24 protein-coding genes and 1 tRNA gene are annotated in these 24,334 nt (G+C 63.2%); 7 read left to right on the top strand and 18 right to left on the bottom strand.

What is annotated here, in order from left to right; translation table 11 throughout:
- Positions 1–19: 19 nt before the first annotated feature.
- Positions 20–1,687, top strand: coding sequence for a glycosyltransferase family 39 protein (locus HXX15_RS11430; RefSeq protein ID WP_296516158.1), 1,668 nt, complete (start codon positions 20–22; stop codon positions 1,685–1,687).
- Between the two features lie 84 nt (positions 1,688–1,771).
- Here the strand turns inward: HXX15_RS11430 and clpA are convergent, their stop codons facing one another.
- Both clpA and clpS read right to left on the bottom strand, forming a co-directional pair.
- Positions 1,772–4,174, bottom strand: a complete 2,403-nt coding sequence (gene clpA / locus HXX15_RS11435; RefSeq protein ID WP_296516160.1) for an ATP-dependent Clp protease ATP-binding subunit ClpA — start codon at positions 4,172–4,174, stop codon at positions 1,772–1,774.
- Between the two features lie 195 nt (positions 4,175–4,369).
- Complete coding sequence (clpS, locus tag HXX15_RS11440; protein ID WP_296516162.1) at positions 4,370–4,702, bottom strand: ATP-dependent Clp protease adapter ClpS; 333 nt, start codon at positions 4,700–4,702, stop codon at positions 4,370–4,372.
- A gap of 436 nt (positions 4,703–5,138) precedes the next feature.
- On the opposite strand from clpS, the gene HXX15_RS11445 reads away from it, so the two are divergent.
- Complete coding sequence (locus HXX15_RS11445; RefSeq protein WP_366558578.1) at positions 5,139–6,566, top strand: pilus assembly protein; 1,428 nt, start codon at positions 5,139–5,141, stop codon at positions 6,564–6,566.
- A 111-nt stretch (positions 6,567–6,677) separates the two neighbouring features.
- Here the strand turns inward: HXX15_RS11445 and HXX15_RS11450 are convergent, their stop codons facing one another.
- A complete protein-coding gene (locus HXX15_RS11450) occupies positions 6,678–7,019 on the bottom strand; it encodes a phasin family protein (protein ID WP_296516164.1) in 342 nt (113 codons plus the stop codon).
- Between the two features lie 399 nt (positions 7,020–7,418).
- Here HXX15_RS11450 and HXX15_RS11455 point away from each other — a divergent pair, with 399 nt between their 5' ends.
- Positions 7,419–9,161 (top strand): D-alanyl-D-alanine carboxypeptidase, encoded by a 1,743-nt coding sequence (locus HXX15_RS11455; protein ID WP_296516166.1) that lies wholly within the window; start codon positions 7,419–7,421, stop codon positions 9,159–9,161.
- Positions 9,162–9,420: 259 nt separating this feature from the next.
- Here HXX15_RS11455 and HXX15_RS11460 read toward each other — a convergent pair whose 3' ends face one another.
- From HXX15_RS11460 to HXX15_RS11475, 4 genes are all read right to left on the bottom strand, one after another.
- Entirely contained in the window at positions 9,421–10,149 is a 729-nt protein-coding gene (locus tag HXX15_RS11460) for a DnaJ domain-containing protein (protein ID WP_296516168.1), read from the bottom strand.
- 78 nt (positions 10,150–10,227) lie between these two features.
- Complete coding sequence (locus HXX15_RS11465) at positions 10,228–10,974, bottom strand: VWA domain-containing protein (RefSeq protein ID WP_296516170.1); 747 nt, start codon at positions 10,972–10,974, stop codon at positions 10,228–10,230.
- Between the two features lie 84 nt (positions 10,975–11,058).
- Positions 11,059–11,898: an alpha/beta fold hydrolase gene (locus HXX15_RS11470; RefSeq protein WP_296516173.1), complete on the bottom strand. Its 840-nt coding sequence runs from the start codon at positions 11,896–11,898 to the stop codon at positions 11,059–11,061.
- A gap of 319 nt (positions 11,899–12,217) precedes the next feature.
- Positions 12,218–13,141, bottom strand: a complete 924-nt coding sequence (locus tag HXX15_RS11475) for a division plane positioning ATPase MipZ (protein WP_296516175.1) — start codon at positions 13,139–13,141, stop codon at positions 12,218–12,220.
- 263 nt (positions 13,142–13,404) lie between these two features.
- Here HXX15_RS11475 and panC point away from each other — a divergent pair, with 263 nt between their 5' ends.
- The gene (panC, locus tag HXX15_RS11480; RefSeq protein ID WP_296516177.1) at positions 13,405–14,256 is read left to right on the top strand and encodes a pantoate--beta-alanine ligase; all 852 of its coding nucleotides are present in this window, start codon (positions 13,405–13,407) and stop codon (positions 14,254–14,256) included.
- A gap of 17 nt (positions 14,257–14,273) precedes the next feature.
- Here panC and HXX15_RS11485 read toward each other — a convergent pair whose 3' ends face one another.
- The 4 genes from HXX15_RS11485 to HXX15_RS11500 all read right to left on the bottom strand — a co-directional run bounded on the left by HXX15_RS11485 (position 14,274) and on the right by HXX15_RS11500 (position 16,973).
- A complete protein-coding gene (locus tag HXX15_RS11485) occupies positions 14,274–14,711 on the bottom strand; it encodes a DUF1489 domain-containing protein (RefSeq protein ID WP_296516180.1) in 438 nt (145 codons plus the stop codon).
- Positions 14,712–14,743: 32 nt separating this feature from the next.
- Positions 14,744–15,466 carry a hypothetical protein gene (locus tag HXX15_RS11490; protein WP_366558579.1) on the bottom strand — a complete coding sequence of 241 codons (723 nt, stop codon included), beginning with the start codon at positions 15,464–15,466 and terminating at the stop codon, positions 14,744–14,746.
- Between the two features lie 448 nt (positions 15,467–15,914).
- On the bottom strand, positions 15,915–16,106 hold the full coding sequence (locus HXX15_RS11495) for a hypothetical protein (protein ID WP_296516183.1): 192 nt from the start codon (positions 16,104–16,106) through the stop codon (positions 15,915–15,917).
- A 210-nt stretch (positions 16,107–16,316) separates the two neighbouring features.
- Entirely contained in the window at positions 16,317–16,973 is a 657-nt protein-coding gene (locus HXX15_RS11500) for a glutathione S-transferase family protein (protein WP_296516184.1), read from the bottom strand.
- 119 nt (positions 16,974–17,092) lie between these two features.
- Between HXX15_RS11500 and HXX15_RS11505 the strand changes: the two genes are divergently transcribed.
- The gene (locus HXX15_RS11505; protein ID WP_296516912.1) at positions 17,093–17,368 is read left to right on the top strand and encodes a DUF3253 domain-containing protein; all 276 of its coding nucleotides are present in this window, start codon (positions 17,093–17,095) and stop codon (positions 17,366–17,368) included.
- 4 nt (positions 17,369–17,372) lie between these two features.
- Here HXX15_RS11505 and HXX15_RS11510 read toward each other — a convergent pair whose 3' ends face one another.
- From HXX15_RS11510 to mgtE, 4 genes are all read right to left on the bottom strand, one after another.
- Positions 17,373–18,179: a YdcF family protein gene (locus tag HXX15_RS11510; RefSeq protein ID WP_296516185.1), complete on the bottom strand. Its 807-nt coding sequence runs from the start codon at positions 18,177–18,179 to the stop codon at positions 17,373–17,375.
- Positions 18,180–18,262: 83 nt separating this feature from the next.
- Positions 18,263–19,084, bottom strand: a complete 822-nt coding sequence (locus HXX15_RS11515) for an aldo/keto reductase (protein ID WP_296516187.1) — start codon at positions 19,082–19,084, stop codon at positions 18,263–18,265.
- A 73-nt stretch (positions 19,085–19,157) separates the two neighbouring features.
- Positions 19,158–19,481 (bottom strand): helix-turn-helix domain-containing protein, encoded by a 324-nt coding sequence (locus HXX15_RS11520; protein ID WP_296516189.1) that lies wholly within the window; start codon positions 19,479–19,481, stop codon positions 19,158–19,160.
- A gap of 54 nt (positions 19,482–19,535) precedes the next feature.
- Positions 19,536–20,957 (bottom strand): magnesium transporter, encoded by a 1,422-nt coding sequence (gene mgtE, locus HXX15_RS11525; protein WP_296516191.1) that lies wholly within the window; start codon positions 20,955–20,957, stop codon positions 19,536–19,538.
- 161 nt (positions 20,958–21,118) lie between these two features.
- On the opposite strand from mgtE, the gene HXX15_RS11530 reads away from it, so the two are divergent.
- Together HXX15_RS11530 and HXX15_RS11535 are read left to right on the top strand one after the other, a co-directional pair.
- Positions 21,119–21,931, top strand: a complete 813-nt coding sequence (locus HXX15_RS11530) for a polysaccharide deacetylase family protein (protein WP_296516914.1) — start codon at positions 21,119–21,121, stop codon at positions 21,929–21,931.
- A 115-nt stretch (positions 21,932–22,046) separates the two neighbouring features.
- Positions 22,047–23,345, top strand: coding sequence for a polysaccharide deacetylase family protein (locus HXX15_RS11535; protein WP_296516193.1), 1,299 nt, complete (start codon positions 22,047–22,049; stop codon positions 23,343–23,345).
- A gap of 15 nt (positions 23,346–23,360) precedes the next feature.
- Here the strand turns inward: HXX15_RS11535 and HXX15_RS11540 are convergent, their stop codons facing one another.
- The 3 genes from HXX15_RS11540 to HXX15_RS11550 form a co-directional block, all read right to left on the bottom strand.
- Positions 23,361–23,735 (bottom strand): hypothetical protein, encoded by a 375-nt coding sequence (locus HXX15_RS11540; protein ID WP_296516915.1) that lies wholly within the window; start codon positions 23,733–23,735, stop codon positions 23,361–23,363.
- 148 nt (positions 23,736–23,883) lie between these two features.
- Positions 23,884–23,968: transfer RNA gene (locus HXX15_RS11545), tRNA-Leu, on the bottom strand.
- Positions 23,969–24,049: 81 nt separating this feature from the next.
- Entirely contained in the window at positions 24,050–24,292 is a 243-nt protein-coding gene (locus HXX15_RS11550; protein WP_296516194.1) for a FliM/FliN family flagellar motor switch protein, read from the bottom strand.
- Positions 24,293–24,334: the final 42 nt, after the last annotated feature.

Here is a 24,334-nt window from a genome sequence, read left to right on the forward strand (position 1 = left end):
CCCAGCCGTCAAGAGTGCCGTGCCGAAACCAGCCCCTCCCGGGCCGTCCGCCGCGAACAAGATCAAGCCGGCAATGGCGCCCACCCGGCCCGCCGCTCCGCCCGCAGCTGCGGCGCCAGCGCGAATCCAGACCGGCCCCTCCTCGGGCGTCACGGGCGTCGCGCTGCTGCTGGACACCTGCGACGCGGTTCTACAGGCGTTGCAGACCTCACCGCGGCGGCTGCTGACGTGGATTGTCGGCATCTATGGCGGGTTGTGGTTTGTCGCCGCGATCGGTTTCCCGAGCCCGCCGATCGGCAGCTATGAGATGTTTCTGTTCGGCCAGGAGATGCAGTGGGGATACTGGAACGATCCGCCGCTCGCGCCCTGGCTGACCCAGATCGCCTACACGCTGACCGCCCACTGGATCTCGTCGCAATTCGTGCTGGCAATCGGCTCGATCCTGCTGACGCTCTACGTCGTCTGGAAACTCGGCCTCGAGATCGTCGGCCACAGTGGTGCGGCGCTCGCCGTCGCGCTGACGATCCTGATCTATTACTTCGGGCCGCCGGTGACGACTTACAGTCCCAGCGTCGCACAACTGCCGCTCTGGGCCGCGACGATTTATCTCTATCGCAGGGCGGTGCTGGACGACGAGTCGGCGAGCTGGATCCTGCTGGGCGTGGCATCGGCATTTCTGCTCTATGCCAAGTATACCGGCGGGTTATTGCTCATCGTGCTGGCGCTGCACTTCTTCCTGACCGCGGAGGGCCGCAGCAGAAAATCCGGCACCGGGCCCTATTTCGCGCTGTCGACATTGCTGATCCTGCTGATGCCCAATCTGAACTGGCTGGCGCATCACAATTATTCGCCGTTCGTCTCCGAGCGGCCCGAGCTCACGGGGTTCGTGCCGCGCGCGGTGGCGACTGTGAAGTTCCTGCTGGCTCAGATCGGTTTCCACGCCGGACCGATCGCGATCGCCGGGCTGGCGCTGGTTCCTAAAATTCCGCTGCAGGGCGAACCGATCACGATCGAACTCGGCACGCCGAGTCGGTTTGACCGGACGCTGGTTTTGGCCACGGCGTCGATCCCGGTGCTGCTGATCTCTGCGATCACCTTCTTGGCGGGTGTCGACCAGCGCACCGAAGTCGGTGGGGCGGTGGTGGCGCTGTCCGGCCTTGCGATGGTGGTATTGCTGCCGACGCGCATCGTGTTGCACGCGCCGCGATTGGTCACTTGCCTCTGGCTGCTGGCGCTGATCGGGCTACCGATCGGGCATGTCGCCCTTACCCACGCCAAAGCCCGTTTCAGCGGCCAGATGCCGACCCAGATGGTCCCTGCCGGCAATCTTTCCGCCGCGATGGAGTCGATCTGGAACAGCAAGGTCCCAAGCCCGCTCGACATCGTCACCGGCGACGTCGTTGAGGCCGGCTTCGTCGTGATGTCTGCCAGACCGCGGCCGTCGGCGTTTATCGATGCCGACTTCCGCAAGAGCCCATGGATCACGCCGGAGCGGCTGAAACGGTCGGGCACGCTGGTGCTGTGGGCGACCGATCAGTTTCCGCGCACCGACGAACTGCCTGCGCCCTACCGGGCTACGCTTGGCGAGCTCAAGGCCACATTCGGCTCGATGGTGCTGCCGCTCGGCTTTGGCAAGCTCAAGACCTACGGCTGGGCGGTGCTGGTCCCCGACGAGCCCAAACCATAGCGGCAGCGCGCGCGGCCAAATCGAAAGGGCCGGCAATCGCTTGCCGGCCCTTTTTGATTCGATAGATGCGATCGATCGAGGCGATCAGGCTTTGACCAGCGGCCCCTTCGGCGCCGGTCCATTCGGACCGCCCGATTTCGGCTTGCGCGTCGAACTCCGCTTGCCCGGCAGCTTGTCCGGCTTCGGCGTAATCGGGCCGTCGACAAATTCGAAGCCGATCTTCTCCAGTTCGACCCCAGCCACCGCGTCGTCCTTGACCAGCACGACCTTGACGTGGCCGCCGCCCTTGAGCTTGCCGAACAGCACCTCGTCGGCCAGCGGCTTCTTGATGTGCTCCTGGATCACCCGAGCCATCGGGCGAGCGCCCATCTGCTCGTCATAGCCGTGCTGCACCAGCCAGGCTTTGGCCGGCTCGCTCAGCTCGATGGTGACGTCGCGGTCGGCGAGCTGGGCCTCAAGCTGCAGTACGAACTTTTCCACCACCATGCCAATGACGTCGGCATTGAGATGCGCGAACGACACGACGGCGTCGAGACGGTTGCGGAATTCCGGCGCGAACTGCCGGTTGATCGCCTCGTGATCGTCGCCTTCGCGCTTGTTGCGGGTGAACCCGAAGGCCTGCCGCGCCAGATCTGCGGCGCCGGCATTCGTCGTCATGATCAAGATGACGTTGCGGAAGTTGACCTGCTTGCCGTTATGGTCGGTCAGCCGGCCGTGATCCATGATCTGCAACAGCACGTTGTAGAGATCGGGATGCGCCTTCTCGATTTCATCGAGCAGCACGACGCAATGCGGATGCTGGTCGACGCCGTCGGTCAGCAAGCCGCCCTGGTCGAAACCGACATAGCCCGGAGGCGCGCCGATCAGGCGCGAGACTGTGTGGCGCTCCATATATTCCGACATGTCGAAGCGGATCAGCTCGACGCCGAGCGAGGCCGCCAGCTGCTTCGCCACTTCGGTCTTGCCGACGCCAGTCGGGCCGGAGAACAGATAGGAGCCGATCGGCTTCTCGGGCTCGCGCAGGCCGGCACGGGCCAGCTTGATCGAGGCGGCCAGCGCTTCGATCGCCTTGTCCTGACCGAACACCACACGCTTCAGGGTCGATTCGAGATGCTTCAGCACCTCGGCATCGTCCTTCGACACGCTCTTGGGCGGGATCCGCGCCATGGTGGCGACCGTGGTCTCGATTTCCTTGATGCCGATGGTCTTCTTGCGCTTGTTCTCCGATACCAGCATCTGCGCGGCGCCGGATTCGTCGATCACGTCGATCGCCTTGTCCGGCAGCTTCCGGTCATGGATGTAGCGCGACGACAGCTGCACCGCCGCCTCGATCGCCTCGTTGGTGTATTTCAGCTTGTGATAGTCCTCGAAATACGGCTTGAGGCCTTTCAGGATCGCGATCGCATCCTCGACCGTCGGCTCGTTGACGTCGATCTTCTGGAATCGGCGCACCAGCGCGCGATCCTTCTCGAAGTGCTGGCGGTATTCTTTGTAGGTTGTGGAGCCCATGCAGCGGATCGTGCCCGATGCCAGGGCAGGCTTGAGCAAATTCGAGGCATCCATCGCGCCGCCGGAAGTGGCGCCGGCGCCGATCACGGTATGGATTTCATCAATGAACAGGATCGCGTTAGGATGCGCTTCGAGTTCCTTGAGAACCTGCTTCAGTCGTTCTTCGAAGTCGCCGCGATAGCGGGTGCCGGCCAGCAGCGTGCCCATGTCGAGCGAGAACACTGTCGCCGCCGCCAGCACCTCCGGCACTTCGCTGTCGACGATGCGCTTGGCGAGACCTTCGGCGATCGCGGTCTTGCCGACGCCGGCTTCGCCGACGAAAAGCGGATTGTTCTTCTGCCGGCGGCACAGCACCTGTATCGCGCGGTTGATCTCGGCAGTGCGGCCGATCACCGGATCGATCTTGCCATCGCGCGCCTTCTTGTTGAGGTTGACGCAATAGGTGTCCAGCGCGTCGCCCTTCTTCTTGGCGTCGTCGCCGCCCTTGGTCTCGGTCTCCTCGTCAACGCCGCGCACCGGCCGCGCCTCGGAAACCCCGGGCCGCTTGGCAATGCCGTGGCTGATGTAATTCACCGCGTCGTAGCGCGTCATGTCCTGCTCCTGCAGGAAATACGCAGCATGGCTTTCTCGCTCGGCGAAGATTGCGATCAGCACATTGGCGCCGGTGACTTCCTCGCGGCCGGAGGATTGGACGTGAATCACGGCACGCTGGATCACCCGCTGAAAGCCGGCAGTCGGCTTGGCGTCGTCGGCACCATCCGTCACCAGATTTTCGAATTCGGTTTCGAGATAGTTGACGAGACTCGTCCGCAGCTTGTCGAGATCGACGCTGCAGGCCCGCATCACCGCGGCCGCGTCGGAATCATCGACCAGCGACAGCAGCAGATGTTCGAGCGTCGCATATTGGTGATGGCGCTCGTTCGCGATCGCGAGCGCGCGGTGCAGGGATTGCTCAAGGCTCTGTGAAAATGTCGGCATTCTCGTCCTCTATGATCCCCGCCCATCATGATCGCCGTTGCTCCGTCAGGCAACAACAACCTTTTCGACATATAGTGACACAACCTGACTTTGAAAGAGCGGTTCCGCGTCAGATCACGCACCAAGCAGGTCCGGGAAAACCCGCCATCGAGACCGATGCAAGACCCGTTCCGAACGCCGCGACGCAGAGCAAGGCTACTTCTTTTCCATCACGCATTGCAAAGGGTGCTGGTGCTTGCGGGCGAAATCCATCACCTGGGTCACCTTGGTCTCGGCGATTTCGTAGGTGAACACGCCGCACTCGCCGATTCCATGATGATGGACGTGCAGCATGACCTTGGTCGCGGCCTCGACGTCCATCTGGAAGAACTTCTCCAGCACATGAACGACGAACTCCATCGGCGTGTAGTCGTCGTTCAGAATCAGCACGCGATAAAGGTTCGGGCGCTTGGTCTTCGGCTTGACCTTGGTGATGACCGAGGTCACAGGGGTGCCTGGACCGCCAGCGCGGCCACCATCATCGGCCATTCGCAGGTCGGGCAGCAGGCCGCCAGGCGCGGCGGACGGATCCGGATTTAAGGATGAGTGCAGCATGGTTCAGGTGTTCGAAATCCCCGCAGAACAATCGCCATTCGCAGCCACCACGGTCTCCGCGGAAACCGTCTAGCCGTCGGACTGGCTCAGAAGCCGCTCCCCGGCGGCGTCCGTCCATCGGATGGATCGGATGTACTGAATATGGGTCCACAGCCGGTCCGCTGCAAGCGCGGAAATAGCCAACAGGAACGCGGTCGCCCCAGCCCTTGGCGGCGGCCCAAAGGTTAATAAATCACGACCGATTCGCGCCGAAAGCTGGCTGCGCCGTTTAGGCAGTTCTCACAATGCGGCCAGCGAATCCCCGCTTCCGGGCATTTGTGCAGCAATTTAAGGAGTTTCTGAGCACGGTTTTACGAGCTGTTTATCCCTGATGCCCAACCTGCGGGACATGATCCAATCTTGGGTGACAGACATGTCAGTTGCGTCCATTCTCGCGCGCTTGCGGAAGTCAGCCGACGGTTTCGGCCGGGCAAATGACGGCAACATCGCGGTGATTTTCGCGATCGCCCTGTTGCCGATCCTCACCTTCATCGGCGCCGCGATCGATTACTCTCGCGCCAACAGCGCACGAACATCGATGCAGGCGGCGCTCGATTCGGCCGCTTTGATGGTTTCGAAGGACGATTCGGCGGGAAACCTGAGCGCCGCGAGCCTGACCAGCAAGGCACAGGCCTATTTCAACGCTCTCTATAACAACACCGAAGTCACCGGGGTCAATGTCACGGCGAGCTACAGCAATACGGCCGCTGCCGGCGCCCGGATCGTGTTGACTGCCTCCGGTACCATTGCCACCGATTTCATGAAGATTGCCGGGATGCCAACCATGAACTTCGGCACCACCTCGACCACCGCATGGGGGACCACCAAATTGCGTGTTGCGCTGGCGCTCGACAACACCGGATCGATGGCGGACGATGGCAAGATCACTGCGCTGATCACCGCATCGAAGAACCTGATCGACCAGTTGAGCGCCTCCGCGGCGGTGAACGGGGACGTCTATATTTCGGTAGTTCCGTTCGCCAACGTCGTCAATATCGGCACCAGCTTCGTCAACAGCGGTTATATCGACTGGAGCCAGTGGTCGACGCACGGCAGCATCGAGGAGAATTACAGTTGCGGGTCTTCCAATCAGGCGCCGAGCTGGCAGAATGGCTACAATGGCACCATGAAGTGCGGTACGGCTAACAACAGCACAAACAACTGGAACGGCTGCGTGATGGACCGTGGAACGTCAACGCCGCCCGGGACCGCGTCGGGACCCGATGTCCTGATCACGCCACCGACTACCGCTGCCAATTATTACCCCGCCGACCAATCCTCCTATTGTCCGACCGTGATATCTCCACTCAGCTACAACTGGTCAAACCTCAAATCGTCGATCGACGCGATGACGCCCAGCGGCGGCACCAACCAACCGGTCGGTCTCGTTTGGGCCTGGCAGACGCTGCAACAGAGCGCACCGTTCAATGCCCCGGCGGAGGATCCGAACTACACCTACAAGAAAGCTATCATCCTGTTGTCTGACGGGCTGAACACGATGGACCGTTGGTATGGCACCGGCAGCAGTTGGTCGTCGAACGTCGACGACAGGCAAAAGCTGTTGTGCGACAATATCAAGGCCGCGGGCGTGACGCTCTACACCATTCAGGTCAACACCGGCGGGGACCCGACGTCCAGCGTGCTGCAATACTGCGCCAGCAGCACGAGCAATTTCTTCATGCTGACGTCGGCGAGCCAGGTGATTTCCACCTTTAACTCGATAGGAACGTCGCTCTCGAAGTTGCGGATCGCGAAATAGTCGCGGCGCAGGCCGACAAGGCAAAAACGGCTGTGGTCGCCCCAAGAGCGAGCCAAGAAAAAGCCCGACCGCAAAGAGGCCGGGCTTTTTGGCTTTGAGATCGATATCGGATTAGCGCGTGGTGACCGGCGCGAACTTCGCCGCCATGCCTTCGAGCGGCTTGAAGGTCTGCTTGGCAAGGTCGGTATAGAGCCCGGCGATCTTCTGCGACTCTGCGACGAAAGTCTCGTAGGCCGACTTGGCATACTCAGTCTGCAGTTCGATCACCTTGTCCATCGACTTAACACCCGACAGCTTCTCGACGAAGGCGTTGCCGTCTTCGAATGATTTCTTGGTGTAATCGCCGACTGCGGCGGCGATCGCCTGGTAGCTTTTCTGCAGGCTGCTTGCGGACGCTACTGCGGTATCGAACTGCTCTTTGCCGTACTGCTGAATCTCTTCAACTTTGACCATAATTCGAGTCCTTTCCCAGACTGGTGTCGCTGCCGGGTGATCCCGGCAGCGACACCAAAATACCTTTAGTGCAATGCACAAAAATGTCAATAAAATTGTGCAATGCACAAGTGTGGTTTCCGACAATTGCCCGCACGGGTTCCCACCAACACCGTCCCACCACGCAATATTTGCTTAACCTTTTGGAAACTCGCGCCGCCTAACCTTGAGCTGAAATGTTCGCGCTTTCGTAGAAAAACTGTGTGAGCACAGCCTCCTATCCCGATCTTCGATCTGCTTGTTTTGCGACTTTCGGGTATGTGGCTGAACTGAACGCCGGACTGCGGAACGCCGCTGGTCCGTTGGGCATAATTTCGCCTCACGAACCAGTGATCTAATGGAAATCGGACGGGGACGTTCATGCATCGCACAAACTTGGTACGCTCGCGGACGTTGCGAGTCTGCGTTCTCGGCCTGGCGACGATCACGGCCGCGGTCCTGTTCACCAATGACACGGCCGATGCGCGCCGCAGACACCGGCATCACTCGCGTCACCACCACGTCGAGCGGAGCAGTTACAATCCCCCGTTCGCCTCGATCATCGTCGATGCCAATACCGGCGCCACGCTGAGCGCCAACAATCCCGATGCATCGCGCCACCCCGCTTCGCTCACCAAGATCATGACGCTGTATCTGCTGTTCGAGCGTCTCGAATCCGGCAAGATGAAGCTCGACACCGAAATGGACGTTTCCGAGCATGCCTCCGAACAAGCGCCTACCAAACTTGGCCTGCGGCCCGGCCAGACGCTGAGCGTCGAAGACGCCATCAAGGCACTGGTAACGCGCTCGGCCAACGACGCTGCGGTGGTGATCGCCGAGGCGGTCGGCGGCGATGAAGGCGATTTCGCCAAGCTGATGACCCGCAAGGCGCGCGCGCTTGGCATGGCCCGCACAGTCTACCGCAACGCCTCGGGATTGCCCGACGACGATCAGGTCACCACCGCGCGGGATCAGGCCACCCTCGGCCGCGCCATCCAGGAACGCTTCCCGCGCTACTATCGCTACTTCTCCACCAGCGTGTTCAACTATCATGGCCGGTCGATCCGTAACCACAATCGCCTGCTCGGCAACGTCGAGGGCGTCGACGGCATCAAGACCGGCTATACAAGGGCCTCCGGTTTCAATCTCGTCACCTCGATGCACCGCGGCAACCGCCATCTGGTTGGCGTGGTGTTGGGAGGCCGCAGCGGCGGCTCGCGCGACGCGACCATGCGCAATCTGCTAGCGGAAAACCTGGAGAAGGCCGCGACCAAGCGCACGGTTGCGGCAATCGCCGAGCGTAGCATCTCCGACGCGAATGCCGAGGTCGCGGAAGCCGCGGCATCCTCGCGTCCGACCCAGATGGTCCAGGTGAAGGGCGCGGTGCAGGTCGCATCCGCCGAGCCGGAGCCCGAGCTGGAGCCGGCCCCCCCGGTCGCACGTCCCGCCACGCCATTGACGCGATCGCTTGCCCCGGCCCCGAAACCGGAGCCCGGACCGTTCAGCAGCGGGACGATCCAGACCCAGGCCATCGCGGCGATCCCCGGTTCGAGCGAGCCGATGAAGCCGGTTCGAGTTAGGACGGTTCAGGTCAAGTCGGCGCCGATCAAGCTCGCTTCGGCGGTTGCATCGCAGCCGTCCTCGCGGGCCACCGGCGCCGCGCCCTCGGCACGCTCCGATGAGCCGGAGACCTCCGGTTCGGTCAAGGCGGAGATGCCGCCGCAGCCGGCGAACCACGGCACTGGGCACGGTCTGCTCGGCGTGTTGCCGGCGTCGAATGTCACGACGACGAATTCGCAAGCGGTCGCCAGCGCCGACCGCGCGCCGCAGCCCATCGCGATTCAGAACAACGGTGCGATTAAGCCGGCGCCGGTTCACACCGGCTGGATCATTCAGGTTGGCGCGCTCGAATCCGAAAGCCAGGCGCTTCAGCGGATCGAGGCCGCGCGCGATCAGGCCAGCGGCATGCTCGGCAAGGCGGATTCCTTCACCGAGGCCGTGCTGACAAAGGGTGACCGGCGACTGTTTCGTGCCCGCTTCGCCGGTCTTGACCGCGATCAGGCCGAAGCGGTGTGCCGCAAGCTGAAGCGCAACGACATTTCCTGCATCGCCATTCGCAACTGAGCCGCGGTCGCGGCGCAGTCAGCACTGGCGCAATCCGCTCGGCGCCAATCGCGCCGTGCGTTGGCGTTCGCACTGCGACCGCGCACGACGCCTCGCGAGAGCGCCGCAACGAGAAATTCCCGCGTCGAAACCTCTCGTCAAGAATTCCCCGATACAAATTCGGTTGATCGACCACGCCGGCTAACGACGGGCGATCACGGGGCGTCAGCAGAGACCAGAAGCAACTCGCAGTCTGTAGCGTTTGTTAGCGTTGCTGGAGTTAGCTGCGATGAGTGCGAAGCAAGGTATCCTTGGCCGCGTTTACACGGGCGGCAAGGTACGTCGACCCCCCCTGGTCGGGATGCAATTTCTTCATGAGCGTACGGTGAGCGTGTCCGATCTCGTCGCGCCCCGCCCCCGGCTGCAGGCCAAGGATCTGATAGGCCTCCTCAGCCGTCATTTTGCTGCTCGACGTCTCGCGGCCTTGCCCCCCTGCCGCGTCTCCCTGCGCGTTTTGACGCCAAGCGGGAAACCTGCGGTCCAGATAGCTTTCAAGTAGCGCGCAGCTCTCGGCGTCGAACCCAGCCATCATCGCCGCGAGCGCGGGGAGATCGAACTCGTCGAGTGAATGCCCGGCGTGCGGTCCGGCGACGATACGGCCGCTCAGCCCGCCGCTGTCATGCTCCAGCGTCATCTCGATGAATTGCGATCGCACCTGCGAGGTCTGACCGCTGGAGCGCTGCGCGCGCGATCCGAACAGACCGCCGATCGCTGAAAATCCCGCCGTCCCCATCGGCGACCAGCCCAGAAGGCCGGCACCGAACAGGCCGAGCGGAATCGCCACCGCGAGTTCGCCCTTGATGCCGGTGAACAGCGCCACCGCGAGCGCCACCACGCCGCCGGCGATCTTGACCGCACGCGCCAGCACGGCCGGATTGGCCGCCCGGAACATCTGCAGCAGCGAATAGAGAAGAATTACGGCGACAACGCCGGCAATCAGGGTAGGCATCGGATCAATATAACGTCGTGATGCGCAAATTGCACCGTCGGGGGGCTGCGCCAGCGACCTCGGCGGAACATATCGCGGTCATTTCATCTGTCCGAGCAGGTGGGCCGCGCCCGCGCCGGTCTTCGCCAACCGCAGCAACGCCTCGCGGCCACCGGCGGCATAGGCCGCGGCGGCCCGCAGCAATTCGCGCAGCTGCGCTGCAGCGCCGGGATCGAACCGGCACCAAGCACCGCCGGTGAGCCGCGCGATGTCGCGGAACGCGGCTTCCGCGGTCGGATCGTGGCCCTCCTGAAATACGAACACCGGAACCTTGAGCAGACCGAGTTCGCCGGCCTTGGCGCAGAGCTCGTCGACCCCCTCCTCCATGGCGTCGCCGACGAACACCACCGCTCGGACACCGGAGGCAACCGCCTCGCGGCGGACATCCGACAGCACCTTTCCAATCTGGGTGTGGCCACCCTGGCAATCGATCTTGGCCATCAGCCGCGCCAGTTGCGCGCTGTCGGAAATCCAACCGCTGGCGCGGCATTCGTTGAAGCCGCGGTAATACACCAGCCGGATATCGAGACTGCCGATCGCGGCGGCTTCGCGGAACATGTCGGCCTGCAGCGCGCAGGCCATGTCCCAGGTCGGCTGCCGGCTCATGGTGGCGTCGAGCGCAAACACCAGCCTGCCCCTAGCCCCGGCGGCGTGCGGCGACATCGCGCGGGCCTTGGCGACGAAGGCGGCGATCTCCTCCGACGCCGACGGCGTCGTCTTCGGCAGCGAACGATCCGCCGCATCGGTGGGGCTTTGAAGCGGAGTTTTTGTCGGCTCGCGGGACATTGAGGCTCGCTGGGTGAAGCGAGACTTATGTGGAGCGTGACAGGTCGCGGGTCAATGGAGGCCGCACGTCGGCGTTTGCCAGCGCTAGTTCCGGGCCTGCGCGACGGTGTCTAAACCTGTCGCGCCCGGTGCGTTGGTCCGGAGCGGTGCAAGCTTGCTGTCATCCTCCAGGAACTTGTCGAGCACGCCCTGAATCGACTCCTTGACGACGTCCGGCCCGCGATCGCTCATCTCGACATGCTGATAGCCGGTATTGACCACTGTGATCCCGGCCTTCTCGCAGATCTCCTGATCCGGAATCACGCCGGGATCTGGCTTGAACACCGGATCCTTGGAGCGGAACGACAGTATCTTGAACTTGCCGTCGATCATGAAGGGCACGCGCAGATTGTCCAGCGTCACCACTTTCCTGATCCGGTCAGGAAACAATTTGGCGAAGTACATCGAGATGTCGCCGCCATTGGAATGGCCGACCATGGTGAGATGTTCGTAGTCCGAATTCGGCTGAAGCTTTCTCAACTGATCGACCGCGAACATGATGTTGGCGACGCCGCGCTGATACACCGGCAGTCGTCCGACATAGAGCTCGCCGACCTTGGTCACTAGCGGCGCGTCGTGCTCGAGGTCGTGCTGGATGCTGACGGCCATGTAGCCGCGCGCAGCGAATACGTTGGCTAGAAAGGAATACTCGGTGAACCGAACGGTGTTGCCGTGGTTGAGAATGGCGACGGGCAATTCGATCAGGCCGGCGTCAGCCTGCAGTTCCTTGTCGCGCCGAACCGCGATGTCGACCGCCACCGGCCGGTTTCGCTCCGCGTCGAAGAACGTCAGCGTTTCGTGCCGGATCGCCCATTTGCTAGCCGTGAAGTAACCGACGGTCGAGACAAGACACAGCGAGACCAGAATAAAGATTCCGCGCTTCATTTTCAGCCCTGTATCGGCGAGAGACCCATGCCCAGGTTTCGGTAACCGATCCGCCGAAGTTATTGTGAGTATACGTGACAGCAACGTGACTAGAAGTCCAAATGTTGTGAAATCCCGGCAAGATTATTGTGCAACGCACCTGAATATTGAGCATTACGTACTTTTGTCGAATGGAGATCAGCTCGCCGTCCAGCTCCACACCTCGTCAGGACGCGCGGCGAATCTTGGAAGATTGACTGCTAATCAGCCGGCTCAACAGCATATCCGGTTGGCCGGTGCCCGGCCTGCCGCAGGCGACCGAGCTTCAGTCGTCAAGGCTTCAGGCGCCGAGGATGTCGTGTAGTTCCAGCGGTTTGTCGACCTGGGCGAACCATTCGGCGCGGTTGGCGGCGCGGCGGCGGCCGCGTTCGTCGAGCGGCAGCTTGAGCTGGCGCAGCAGGCCGGTGACCTCTTCCCTGGCGGTGACGTGCCCCATGCTCGGCTGGGTCCCCAACGTCGCCTCGTTGAGGTCGTCGAGCGCGGTCAGGCCTCGCGGAAAAAATTCCCGATACACCACCCGCTCGGCAAAGCCGTCGAGCGCCCGGAAGCCGAGCCGCAACGACAAATCCTTCAAGCCGCCGGCCACCCGCTTGTTGTTGCGCGAGCCCAGCATCGACAGCCGATTGCGCACCACGATCCAGTCCGTCGAGGCGCCGTCGAGTTGCCGGCGCTTGCGGCGGGCATCCAGCACCATCGCGGAATAATGACTTTCCCCGGTCACCGCATAGTTGACCGGATCGACGGTGCCGAGCACATCGAAATCGAGAAAGCTATCGTTGATCGGCGTCACCAGCGTGTCCGCCATCGAATGTGCCAGCCTCATCAGATAGCTGTCGGAGCCGGGCGTATCGATCACGATGAAATCGCAGGTCCGCTCCACCGCGCTGACGGCGTTCATGAACTGCTCGAATTCTGACGACTCATTGTCGGCGATCTGCATGGTCTCGCCGAGCTTGATGCAGCAATGCTGCGGAAGCTCCAGGTCGAGGCCCGTGCGACGCGCCCAGATCCGGCGATTGCCGATGTAACGCGTGAAGCTTTGCTGACGACAATCGAGGTCGATGGTGGCGACCCGCTGGCCGGCCTTCAGCAGCGCGACGACGATGTGCAGGGCGAGCGTGGATTTGCCCGAACCGCCCTTCTCATTGCCCAGCACTACTACGCGCGCCGAGCCGGACTGTCCTTGGGTCGCCTGAACCAGCATCGTTCCTCCCCTGTGGATATCTTCAAATTGCGCGGCGTCGCGGTCAAGCAAATTGCGCGCGCAGCCCGGCAATTCACTGCGCCTTCGTGCTTAATCATGAATCACGCAGGCCCGGCGCGGGTTTGTGAGCGGGGGCACGCCGAGAAACGACGTCGACCGGCCGCACCATGGCCCGCAATGGCGACGCGGCGATGGCTTTGCTATGGTAGGTGTCCCGCCACACGGTCAGAAGCGTATCTTCTGCCTTCACCTGCCGAGCCTCAATGTCCCGCCCTCCCATAGTCGTCCGAACCCTCCCCGCCTTGCGGGGCGCGCTCACAGGCCTGCGTGCCAGAAACGCGACCACCGCGCTGGTGCCAACCATGGGGGCGCTCCATGACGGTCATCTGACGCTGGTGCGGCTGGCCAAGCGGCGCGCCGACAGGGTCGTGGTCTCGATCTTCGTCAATCCGGCGCAGTTCGCGCCGCATGAGGATTTCGCCTCCTACCCGCGGACCTGGAAGGCCGACCTGGCCAAGCTCGCCGCGGAAAACGTCGATCTAGTGTGGAATCCGGACGTCAAGGCGATGTACCCGGACGGCTTCGCCACCAGCATTGTCACCGAGGGTCCGGCCGTGGTCGGGCTGGAGGATCGCTTCCGGCCGCATTTCTTCGGCGGCGTCACCACCGTGGTGGGCAAATTGTTCACGCAGTGCCGGCCGGATGTCGCGCTGTTCGGCGCCAAGGATTTTCAGCAGCTCCGGGTGGTAACGCGGATGGCGCGCGATCTCGATCTTGGCGTCAAGGTGATCGGCGCGCCGACCGTCCGCGAGCGCGACGGTTTGGCGATGTCCTCACGCAACGTCTATTTGTCGCCGGAGCAACGCCGCGCCGCGCCGATGCTGTATCGCGCGCTGAAGGAAACCGCCAAGCGGATCGGCGCCGGCGGCCGGATCGAGCCCGCGGTCGCTGCCGGCGCCAAACAAGTGAGCGAAGCGGGTTTCGCACTCGACTATTTTGAGGCCCGCCACGCCGAAACGCTGGCCCCGATCGCATCGACCAAGGCCGGCCCGATTCGGATCCTGGTCGCGGCCCGGATCGGCAGCACCAGGCTGATCGACAACATCGCCGTATAGATCAAAGGGCGAGCCGGCTACAGAAGGCCGAGGTCGCGCAGCTCGCGGCGCATCGCTTCCGGCATCGCCGCGATGCTGGCGGCGGCCTTGCCAAGGTCCGCCGGGGCATCCGCGTCGGCAAGATATCGCCACCCCTGAAACGCCCGCATCGGCCGCGGCGCCACTGCAAACACTTTCGGCTGCATGATCAGCCGACAGCGGCCGATGCCATCGCGATCGCGGAACGGCTCGATCCCGAGCAGTTTTTCGCGCGCCGCGATCTCACCCCGGATCACCCAGTAGATCGAACCACCGGCCAGCAACTCGGCGTCGCGCTTCGGCGTCATCCGGGTGATGTGAATATGATGCCGCGGCTGGCCCTGCAGCTTGGCGGTTTTCATCCGCTCCGCGATCCGGCTTGCGAGGTCCTTCACCGAACCACAGCCGACGGCGAGCTTGATCAGATGCAGCGGCATGGGTCCCGGTGGTGAGCGACGAGAAGCGCAGATTAGTTGTTATCCGGGCTTGGCTCCGCCGGCGCAAGTTGAACCGGCGCGACCGGGTGCTGTTTCGGTGCCGGCGGTTTCTTGGCAGCGGCAGGCGCGTGCGCGCTCGTTTGCGCTGCCTGCGCATTGGTGGCGGATGGTAGCGGCTTTGGCAGAGCGGCTGAAGGCTTTGCCGCGGCAGGGGCGGCAGCGGCAGCAGTCGAAGGCTTCGGCGCGGCCGGCGCCGCAGCCACCGGCGTCTCCGTCATGATATTGACCGGCGGAATTGAATTGGCGGTGGGGAAATCGGCGGTGGTCGGTTTGCCGGTCGGCACAGCGGGCGGAAGACCGGCCGAGGTTGGGGCCGACGATAATTCGCCCCATGAAGCCGCATGCCGCTGCACGGTGGCCTCGTAAACCCGCCGGTCCATGTTGGCTGAAATCTGGTTGTGATCGGTCAGCAACCGGAACGCCGCGCAGTCATTCGACTGACAACGATCCCGGGCGGCCAGCACATAGGCAATCAAACCATAGCGGTCGCGCTCGATCGAGCGCCGCAGGCTGTCAAATTCGGGCGTCATGCTCCTGTTGGCGGCGGCGTCGCCCAGCGCGGTCAGCCGCGTGAGCCGCCCGGAGGCATAGGAGACCGCCGCGGCAACCGCTTCGGGAGACCCGAACAGAGCCTTTTCGCACGCGGTCAGCACGGTCTCGTCGGCGAGGTCGTCGATGCAGGCCAGGGCCGGCATGGCGACAACGCTGCTCGATGGCGACGCCGAATTCGCGGTGCGCACCGCGTAGCCGCCGCCAACGTCGGGACTGGAGCCAAATCCGCGCAAGGTCGCGGCGACCGCGACAGCGATTGCAAGCAACGCGATGACTGCCAGCGCGCCATTGGCGACCGACTTTTCCGCCCGCAGCAACGTGACCAGCAGAATGATTCCGAAAAATCCCGCGGCTGCCAGTGTCAGCCAGATTGGAAAGCTCGGCGAACGCCACAGCTGTTCAATCGATGTCGCCCAAGCCCAATTCATGCGCAATGTCCCCTAGCGCGTCGCTGGCAAACCAGACACCGAATTTGCGACCAAAATACGCGCGACTCTCGGCGCGCAAGTCCTGAATGCCCGAAGTCATGAACACGCGAAGGGAATTACGCGCAACGATCCGGCGCGCAAGGACGAAGCCACCGCCCACAGCTCAGCAAACGTCGAGCTGGCTTTCCTTGGCGACGCGCTCGAACGCCTCGGTCGAATTCTTGATCCGGTACTGGCAGTCGTCCCCATCAGTCGGCAACAACTGGACCACCTCATAGGCACCGCTGGCGGCCGGGCGGGCGACATTGCTGGCTGTGAAATGAACGCTCTCTCCAACGACAAACTTATGTTTCAACGGCCACTCCTCCGCACCACGGAAACGCCGGCCTGCCCACGGCCCCACTGCAATACCGGCTGAAAACCCTCTTATTCTATACCATCTCACGCGACAATCTGGCCAGCCGCAAAAGGGCCTGGCCAATGCACAAATTTGCAGGATTTTCAGATGGATAGGTACCATTTGGGGGATCGCCGACGGGGCGCCCGGCGGAGTCCAGTCGTCGCCTCAATCGGCCTCGAATTTCTCGATGATCAGGGACTCGGCAAGCGCCGCGGCGGTCCACTCCTGGAACGCCGGCAACGCCGTCATCACATCCATGTAGCTGCTGGACTCAAAGCCGACCTCTACGGCGTAGGTTCTGAACCGGTGTACCACCGGCGCGTACATCGCATCCGCGGCGCTGAAGGCACCAAACAAATATGGACCGGTCCGGCCATAGCGCTGGCGACATTCGGTCCAGATTTGGTCAATCCGCGCAATATCGGCGATGGCGGCGTCCGACAACGGCTTCGCCCCGATCGGCCGATGCAGATTCATGCCACATTCGTTACGCAAGGCCGCGAAGCCTGAATGCATTTCCGCCGAGATCGACCGCGCATGCGCCCGGCTGGCGTAGTCGTCCGGCCACAGCCGGGCCTTCGGAAATCGTTCGGCGGCGTATTCGATGATCGCCAGCGAATCCCAGACCGTGACCTCACCATCGACCAGAACCGGTACCTTGCCCGATTGTGTGAAACCGAGAATGCGCCGCTTGTCGGCGTCGCCAGTGTAGAGCGGAATGAACAGCTCCTCGAACGGGATTTTGCCGGCCTTCAGCGCCAGCCAGGGCCGCATCGACCATGACGAATAGTTCTTGTTGCCGATGACCAGCGTGAGCGCCATGCCGAATGTCTCCAATTGCCGCGTTAGTCTGACATGACGTGTTCGCGGCGATCAACCCGCTTCCCGCCGCCAACCGGCGGTCGCTTGCAGGCTGTGGCGCGATGCGGCACTGCAGAGTCATGACCGTTCAAGATTCGCCGCGCTCCTCCGCCCCTCCCCTTGAAGATGCCATTCTCGCCGTGCTGGCTCGCCCCGGCACCGGCACGCTGAGCGCGCCGGAACTCGCGCACGCGATCGAGCCGGATGGCGACTGGCACGGGCTGCTGCTGCCGATCCGCCGGGCAGCAGTGGCATTGGCGCAAGCCGGCCGTCTGATCATCTACCGCAAGGGCAATCCGGCGGATCCGAATGATTTTCGTGGGGTCTACCGGCTCGGCCTGCCGCGCCACGATTGAGGCGCTATGGCTTCGTCGGGCCCGGCAGCAGTGCGCTGCTTTGACCGGTGAGCCAATAAGCGATCAGACCGGTCCATTCGTGAATTGCCACGTCAGCGCGAGCCAGACCCGAGCTGAGCCGGTCGAACGGCAGCATCGCGTCGCCCCAGCCCTGGGTCCGCCAATCCACCGGATAGGCTTCGACGTCGAAGCCGGCGGCGCGGAATGCGCCGATCGAGCGCGGCATGTGGAACGCCGACGTCACCAGCAGCCAGCGCTCGCCGGGCTTCGGCGCCACCAGCTTGCGGGAGAACCGCGCATTTTCGGAGGTCGTCCGGGATTGTTCTTCCAGCGCAATGCGTTCGGGCGCGATTCCGAAGCTTCGCATCAGCTGGCCGGCAATCGGCGCTTCGGGAAGCGAATTCTGGATCAGGTTGCCGCTGCCGCCGCTGAACACGATCCGCGCCTGGGGAAAGCGCCGCGCCAGTTCGAGCATGGCGACGATCCGCTCCGCGGAGGAATCCAGCTCCAGCGAGTTTCGCGCGACCGTGGCCTCGGAATCGATGGCACCGCCAAGCACGATGATGCCGTCGGGCGACCTGCCATCCGATTGTTGCCAGGCCGGAAACCGCTCGGACAATGTCAGCAGCAGCACGCTGCCAAGCGGCGAATATCCCAACAGCAGCAGCAACGTTACGCCCAACACGAGGGTCCGCAGGCCGGCGCGGCGCCAACGGGTCAGCAGCAGAACCGCGCCGAGAGCGCAGATCGCAGCGATCGCATTAGACGGGTGGGTGAAGAACCCGAGGATTTTGGAAACAGCGAACAACATCGCTCAACCTGTGCGTGGGCGCGTCATCGCTCCAGCAATGCGTGACGACCGCAGGCCAAATCGATCGGAAAACGGGGAGCTGTTCAATCCCATTCCGGGGCGAACATGACGTTGGTCAGCCGCCGTTTCGCGCTTCCCAGCGCGAAGATCTGCCGCATCTCGTCGTCGGACAATTCGAAGTCGAACACGTCGATATTCTGCGACAGCCGTTCGATCCGCGAGGTGCGCGGGATCGCCGGGACGTTCTGCTGCACCAGCCAGCGCAGCGAAATCTGGGCGGCGGTCTTGCCGTGCGCCGCACCGATCCGCGCCAGCACCTCATCCTTCTTGGCCTGCCCCTTGGCGATCGGGCTATAGGCCACCAGCGCCATGCCGTGCGCGGCGCAGGCGGCCAGCACCTTGGTCTGGTCGAGGAACGGATGATACTCGACCTGGTTGCACACCAACGGCGCCGGACAGGCCGCCACCGCGCGATCGAGCAGCGCCACGGTAAAGTTCGATACCCCGATATGGCGCGTCATGCCGAGCTCCCTGACATGCGCCAGCGCGCCCAGCGTCTCCTCCAGCGGCACGTGCGGATTGGGCCAGTGCAGCAACAGCAGATCGATTTCGGACAGTCGCAGCTTCACCAAGCTTTCCTTGGTCGATCGCATCAGGTCGTTGGGACCGAAATGCGTGGTCCAGACCTTGGTGGTGACGAACAATTCGTCACGCCGGACGTGCGAGGCGCGGATGCCCTCGCCGACCTCGCGCTCGTTGTCGTAGACCTGCGCGGTATCGATGTGGCGGTAGCCCAGCTTGATCGCCTGCTCGACGACGCGCGCGCAGGCGCTCCCGCTCAGCTCCCAGGTGCCGAGCCCGATCATGGGTATTTTCGCGCCATTGGCTTCGACAAATTGCGTCATGGGCATTCTCGTGGCCGGCGAAACAACGTGGCAGTATGTCTCTCGAACCCCGCACTGCCAATGCAAGTTGCGGCTAGACTTGCCGCGACGCGCCCGCTAGCGCGGCAAATACCGTCTCGGGGGCGTGGGCAATCACGGCGAGCAGCGCCCGCGCGGGTCCGCGGGGTATCCGCTTGCCCTGCTCCCAGTTGCGAATGGTTTCGACCGGCATGCCGAGCTTTGCCGCGAATTCGAGCTGCGTCAGCCGGGTGCGCAGCCGAAGATCGCGAACCGCCGGCTTAGCCGCCGGAGCTGCTGCCTCCTGCACACCGACGGATGGCGATGGCGCGAGCGGAAATTCGCGCCCGTCGAGGATTTCGACGATCCGTCCGTCCGCCTTGAGCCGCAGCCGCTGCATCTGTCTCATCGTGGAATGGTCGGCCAAGGTTGTTAACGGGCGATGAAAGGCCGGCTATTTCAACCCGAACCACAGCGTCGCGATGCCCAGAAAGGCAAAGAAGCCGACCACGTCGGTGATCGTGGTGACGAAAGTTCCCGATGCCACCGCGGGATCGGCCTTGACCCGCTCCAGTACCATCGGGATCAGGATCCCGCCCAAAGCGCCCGCGATCAGGTTGCACACCATCGCCAGGCCGATCACCACACCGAGCGCCGGAATCCTGAACCAGGCGAACGCGGCAACGCCGGTGATCACCGCGAAAGCGATGCCGTTGACCAGGCCGACCAGCCCCTCCCTCATCACCACCCGGAAAGCGTTGCTGGAGTGCAGCTCGCGGGTGGCCAACGCGCGCACCGCGACCGTCATGGTCTGGGTGGCGGCATTGCCGCCCTGACTGGCGACGATCGGCGCCAGCACTGCCAATGCCACCATCTGCTGCAACTGGCCCTCGAACAGCCCCAGAACCGACGACGCCAGGAACGCGGTGGCGAGGTTCACCAGCAGCCAGTTGAACCGCGCCTTGGCAATGGTCCACACATTGTCGGACAGTTCTTCGTCGCTGGTGACGCCGCCCAGCGCCTTGAGGTCCTCGTCGGCCTCCTCCTCGATCACGTCGACCACGTCGTCGATGGTGATGACGCCGACCAGCCGGTTGTCGGTGTCGACCACCGGGGCGGCGACCAGGTTGTACTTACCGAACAGCCGGGCGACTTCTTCCTGATCGTCGAGCACCGAGACCCGGCGGCGGTCCTCGTCGATCAGATCGGTCAGCGGCACCGGCCGGCGCGAACGCAGCAGCGCGTCGAGCGCCACCGCGCCCTGCCAGTGCTGAGCCCCGTCGACGGCGTAGATTTCGTAGAACCGCTCCGGCAGCTCCGGGGTTTCGCGCATGAAGTCGATCGTCTGCCCCACGGTCCAGTCCAGCGGCACCGAAATGAACTCGGTCTGCATCCGGCGGCCGGCGGAGTTTTCGGGGAAATCCAGGCTGCGCTCGAGCGCGTCGCGCTCCGACGGCGGCAGCCTTTCGAGAATCTGCTCCTGATCCTCCTCGTCGAGCCCTTCCAGCAGTTCGACGGCGTCGTCGGAATCGAGTTCGCGCACGCCCTCCGCAACGGTCTCGGGTTCGAGTTCCTCAAGGATCTCCTCGCGCACGGAGTCGTCGACTTCGTTAAGTGCCGAAAAGTCGAAATAGGCCCCCGTGAGTTCCACCAGCCGGACACGCTCGTCAGGCTCGAGCGCCTCGATCAAATCGCCGAGGTCGGCTTCGTGCAGTTCCCCGACGATGTCACGCAGAAAAGTGGCGTCCGGAGAGGCAATTGCGCGCGAAATCGCCTCGACAAACGCCGACCGGATGTCGCCATCCTCGTCGCGCATAGGCAGGTGGGCCGGCAAGCTGTCGGCGGCGCGCAGGGCCGTATCAAGTTCATCGGCCATGCCGCACCTCGCTGGTTGGATGGGTTGCGGGCCTCATGCGCAGTCGGGCAGAATGCGCCATCCGATCCAGGATCGAATGCATGAGGCAATAACCAATCGGCGACACAAAGTGCAATGAATTTTGTGTCGCCAAAATCCGGAAACCGGTACAGGATAATATGATGATCGTGTCGAGAGCGGCCATTGTTGTCCTCGCGGCCGCCTTCGCCACGATTGCGCAGGCTGCTGACTGTCCGCGGCCGGGCACGCTCGGTACTTCCAGAGTTCTCGCCGTCGACGCGGCGAGATACCCGCGGGTCGGACTAAAGAGCTTCCCACAGACGCTGCCGCTCCAGGACCACGAGGTGGTGCTGACGTTCGACGACGGGCCAACCTCCCCGATGACCGAACAGGTGCTGGCAGCGCTGGCCGAAGAATGTGTCCGCGCCACATTCTTTCTGGTCGGAAGGCCGGCGTCGCATGTACCCGATCTGGTCCGGCGGATCGCCGCCGAGGGCCATACCGTCGGGCACCACACTTGGTCGCACCGCAATCTCGCGCATATCAAGTCGAGCGAGACCGTCGAAGAAATCGACCGGGGAATGGCCGCGGTTGATGAAATCGACCGCGGCATGGTCGCCGATGAGGTGGCACTACACGGCAGCACGTGGAGCAGGCCGAGCACGCCGTTCTTTCGCTTTCCATACTTCGAATCGACCCCCGCTCTGCTCGATCTGCTGGAGTCCCGCGGCATCGTGGTGTTCGGCACCGACCTGTGGGCCAGCGACTGGGAGCTGATGACGCCGGCGCGAGAACTGCAGCTGATCACCGAGCGGCTCAAGGTAGCCGGCAAGGGAATCATCCTGTTTCACGATCCGAGGCCGCAGACCGCGGCGATGATGCCGGCCTTCCTGCGCTATCTGCGGGAAAACCACTACCGTGTGGTGCATGTCGTGCCTGCAACACTCGCGGCCAATTACGACGGTACACCCTAAATCTGCTTCCGGCGCTGGACTCCGGAGCCGCGGCCGGGCCCGCGATTAATGCGGCGTTCATGGCCGGCCTCTAGATTTTCGCATAGACGTACGATTTTGTAGGTGATGGTGTTTGATGTTCAGTGATCGAGCGTTCCGAAAGCGGCCCCGGCAACTGGCCATCGCTGTCGGATTTGTGGTTGCCATTGCCTTCGCCCCGAAGCCGGTTCTGGCGGGCGATTGCCCGGGTCATCCTGATGCGCTCGGCACCTCGCGGACGCTGGTGGTGGATCCGCGCGAGCATCCGCGGATCGGCACCATGCAGTATGGCGAAACCCTGCCGCTGCAGGACCATGAAGTGGTGCTGACCTTCGACGACGGCCCGTTGCCGAAATACAGCAATCAGGTGATCGACATTCTCGCCGCGGAATGCGTCAAGGCGACCTTTTTCATCATCGGCCGGATGGCCAATGGGTATCCGGAGGGCGTTCGCAAACTGCGCGCCGCCGGCCACACCATCGGCACCCACAGCCAGAACCATCCGCTCAGCATGAACCGGATGTCGATCGAGCGCGCCCAACAGGAAATCAATGACGGCATCGCCGCCACAACGGCGGCGCTTGGCGACGCCTCGGCGGTGGCGCCGTTCTTCCGCATTCCCGGACTGCTGCGCGCCGAGGGAGTTGAAGACTATCTCGCGTCGCAAGGGATCCAGACCTGGAGCGCCGATTTCCCCGCCGACGATTGGCGGCCGATCTCGGCAGCACGGGTGTACGAACTGGCGATCAACCGGCTCGAGGCCAAGGGCAAAGGCATCTTGCTGCTGCACGATATCCACCCCAGGACCGTCGCAGCGCTGCCGCGCCTGCTCCACGAGCTGAAAACGCGGGGCTACCGAATCGTTCACGTGGTGCCGGCCACGCCGCAGCGCCCAGCGACCCCGACCGACCCGCAGCAATGGCAGCTGCATCCGGTCTCGGAGACGGTGGCGATCTCGCATTGGCCCAAGATTCCGTCTTTCGTCTTCGCTAGCGCCGAGGCGATGCCCGGTCCGGGGCTGTCGGAGTCCGATCTGCATGACGGCAGGCTGCTGCTGTTGCCCAATCCCCTCAGCCGCGCCCGGCGCCTGGCACGCGGGGCGGTGCCGCTGCCGGAACCTGCGCCGTGGCCGCGGCTTTCGCCGGCGGAGACCTCGGACAATCTCATCACCCTGCCGGTACCGGCGGCCAGCGTGTTCAGCATTCCCGAGTTCGGCCAGCCTGCGATCACCGCAACAGTGCCGGTGTTACGTCATGCGGAACAGCGCCCCGCCGCGGGGATCGAGGCCAATGCAGCGCTGATGTCGATCAATATCAGCGCCGCCTCCCGCCCGATCGCGGGAAGCGTGCCGATCACGGTTCCGCAATTGCGGCGCGGTCCGGTGATGCCGCGCTGACCGTGGCCGCGCCGCTCACTCTGTCACGATCTTGGCGATGCAAAGCAGCACAATCATCGTCAAGAACATGAGATCCATATAGGTTTTCATCTCGCCGCTGCGGCGCAGGCTCGCGACGTCGCCGATGATGATCTTGCGCGCCGCGGTTTCGCTCGGGCCCGAACCCACCACGCCGCCAAGCCTGCGGGCTTCGAGCTCGAGGCGCTCGATTCGCTGGTAGAAATAAAAGGAGCGGAACGCCGTCACCGCATGCAGCGCGCAATAAACCAGCACGAGCACCGCGAGAATGAATCGCTGCTGATATTTCTCCATCAAGTTCAGGCTGTAATAGACCAGCGCCAGGAACACGAAATTGGAGATGAAACGGTTGAAGTAGCTGAGAAACGTCATGGGCCGTGTCCAATCGTTCAGGTCGAGGGCAGAGCGATAGCGCCTGAAGGTTACGGAGAGATGGATTGCCGGCCCGACGGGCAACGAATCCGCTCCCGGGCCCGCCGACCAAGCCGATTACGCCATACGATCAATCAACACTGAATTTTGGTGCGCTCGGAGGGACTCGAACCCCCACGATTTTACTCACTGCCACCTCAAGGCAGCGCGTCTACCAATTCCGCCACGAGCGCTTAAGGATCGGGTCCAGAGCTGTGCCCTGACCGGATCAACGGCGCCCATTTAACAAATCAATGATGGGGGGACAAGGCCGCTTATCGGTGATCCGGAGATCGCGGCAGCATCTGTTTGACTTCGACCGCGATCCGGTTGCGATCGACGAGCACCATGCCGCTGGCGACCGGCATGTTATTGGCGAGGATCTTGACCTCGTCCGCCTCGGTGGCGTCCAGTTCGATGATGGCGCCCCGGCTTAGCCGCAGCACCTGATGGATGGGCATCGAAGTGGTCCCGAGGACCACCATCAGATCGACCGAGACTTTATCGAGTGTTGGCACTGGGACCCGTACTCAACCATGCGAAATTGCTGAAATCGAGAA

The sequence above is a fragment of the Rhodopseudomonas sp. genome (assembly GCF_013377015.1).
In the GTDB taxonomy this organism is placed as follows: domain Bacteria; phylum Pseudomonadota; class Alphaproteobacteria; order Rhizobiales; family Xanthobacteraceae; genus JARJEH01.

What these genes read in the sequence shown, in the direction of transcription:
- clpA (WP_296516160.1), bottom strand. Translation starts at nt 4,174, where the DNA reads ATGCCGACATTTTCACAGAGCCTTGAGCAATCCCTGCACCGCGCGCTC.
- clpS (WP_296516162.1), bottom strand. Translation starts at nt 4,702, where the DNA reads ATGGCCGATGATGGTGGCCGCGCTGGCGGTCCAGGCACCCCTGTGACC.
- HXX15_RS11445 (WP_366558578.1), top strand. Translation starts at nt 5,139, where the DNA reads ATGCCCAACCTGCGGGACATGATCCAATCTTGGGTGACAGACATGTCA.
- HXX15_RS11450 (WP_296516164.1), bottom strand. Translation starts at nt 7,019, where the DNA reads ATGGTCAAAGTTGAAGAGATTCAGCAGTACGGCAAAGAGCAGTTCGAT.
- HXX15_RS11455 (WP_296516166.1), top strand. Translation starts at nt 7,419, where the DNA reads ATGCATCGCACAAACTTGGTACGCTCGCGGACGTTGCGAGTCTGCGTT.
- HXX15_RS11460 (WP_296516168.1), bottom strand. Translation starts at nt 10,149, where the DNA reads ATGCCTACCCTGATTGCCGGCGTTGTCGCCGTAATTCTTCTCTATTCG.
- HXX15_RS11465 (WP_296516170.1), bottom strand. Translation starts at nt 10,974, where the DNA reads ATGTCCCGCGAGCCGACAAAAACTCCGCTTCAAAGCCCCACCGATGCG.
- HXX15_RS11470 (WP_296516173.1), bottom strand. Translation starts at nt 11,898, where the DNA reads ATGAAGCGCGGAATCTTTATTCTGGTCTCGCTGTGTCTTGTCTCGACC.
- HXX15_RS11475 (WP_296516175.1), bottom strand. Translation starts at nt 13,141, where the DNA reads ATGCTGGTTCAGGCGACCCAAGGACAGTCCGGCTCGGCGCGCGTAGTA.
- panC (WP_296516177.1), top strand. Translation starts at nt 13,405, where the DNA reads ATGTCCCGCCCTCCCATAGTCGTCCGAACCCTCCCCGCCTTGCGGGGC.
- HXX15_RS11485 (WP_296516180.1), bottom strand. Translation starts at nt 14,711, where the DNA reads ATGCCGCTGCATCTGATCAAGCTCGCCGTCGGCTGTGGTTCGGTGAAG.
- HXX15_RS11490 (WP_366558579.1), bottom strand. Translation starts at nt 15,466, where the DNA reads ATGCCGGCCCTGGCCTGCATCGACGACCTCGCCGACGAGACCGTGCTG.
- HXX15_RS11500 (WP_296516184.1), bottom strand. Translation starts at nt 16,973, where the DNA reads ATGGCGCTCACGCTGGTCATCGGCAACAAGAACTATTCGTCATGGTCG.
- HXX15_RS11505 (WP_296516912.1), top strand. Translation starts at nt 17,093, where the DNA reads ATGACCGTTCAAGATTCGCCGCGCTCCTCCGCCCCTCCCCTTGAAGAT.
- HXX15_RS11510 (WP_296516185.1), bottom strand. Translation starts at nt 18,179, where the DNA reads ATGTTGTTCGCTGTTTCCAAAATCCTCGGGTTCTTCACCCACCCGTCT.
- HXX15_RS11515 (WP_296516187.1), bottom strand. Translation starts at nt 19,084, where the DNA reads ATGACGCAATTTGTCGAAGCCAATGGCGCGAAAATACCCATGATCGGG.
- HXX15_RS11520 (WP_296516189.1), bottom strand. Translation starts at nt 19,481, where the DNA reads ATGCAGCGGCTGCGGCTCAAGGCGGACGGACGGATCGTCGAAATCCTC.
- mgtE (WP_296516191.1), bottom strand. Translation starts at nt 20,957, where the DNA reads ATGGCCGATGAACTTGATACGGCCCTGCGCGCCGCCGACAGCTTGCCG.
- HXX15_RS11530 (WP_296516914.1), top strand. Translation starts at nt 21,119, where the DNA reads ATGATCGTGTCGAGAGCGGCCATTGTTGTCCTCGCGGCCGCCTTCGCC.
- HXX15_RS11535 (WP_296516193.1), top strand. Translation starts at nt 22,047, where the DNA reads ATGTTCAGTGATCGAGCGTTCCGAAAGCGGCCCCGGCAACTGGCCATC.
- HXX15_RS11540 (WP_296516915.1), bottom strand. Translation starts at nt 23,735, where the DNA reads ATGACGTTTCTCAGCTACTTCAACCGTTTCATCTCCAATTTCGTGTTC.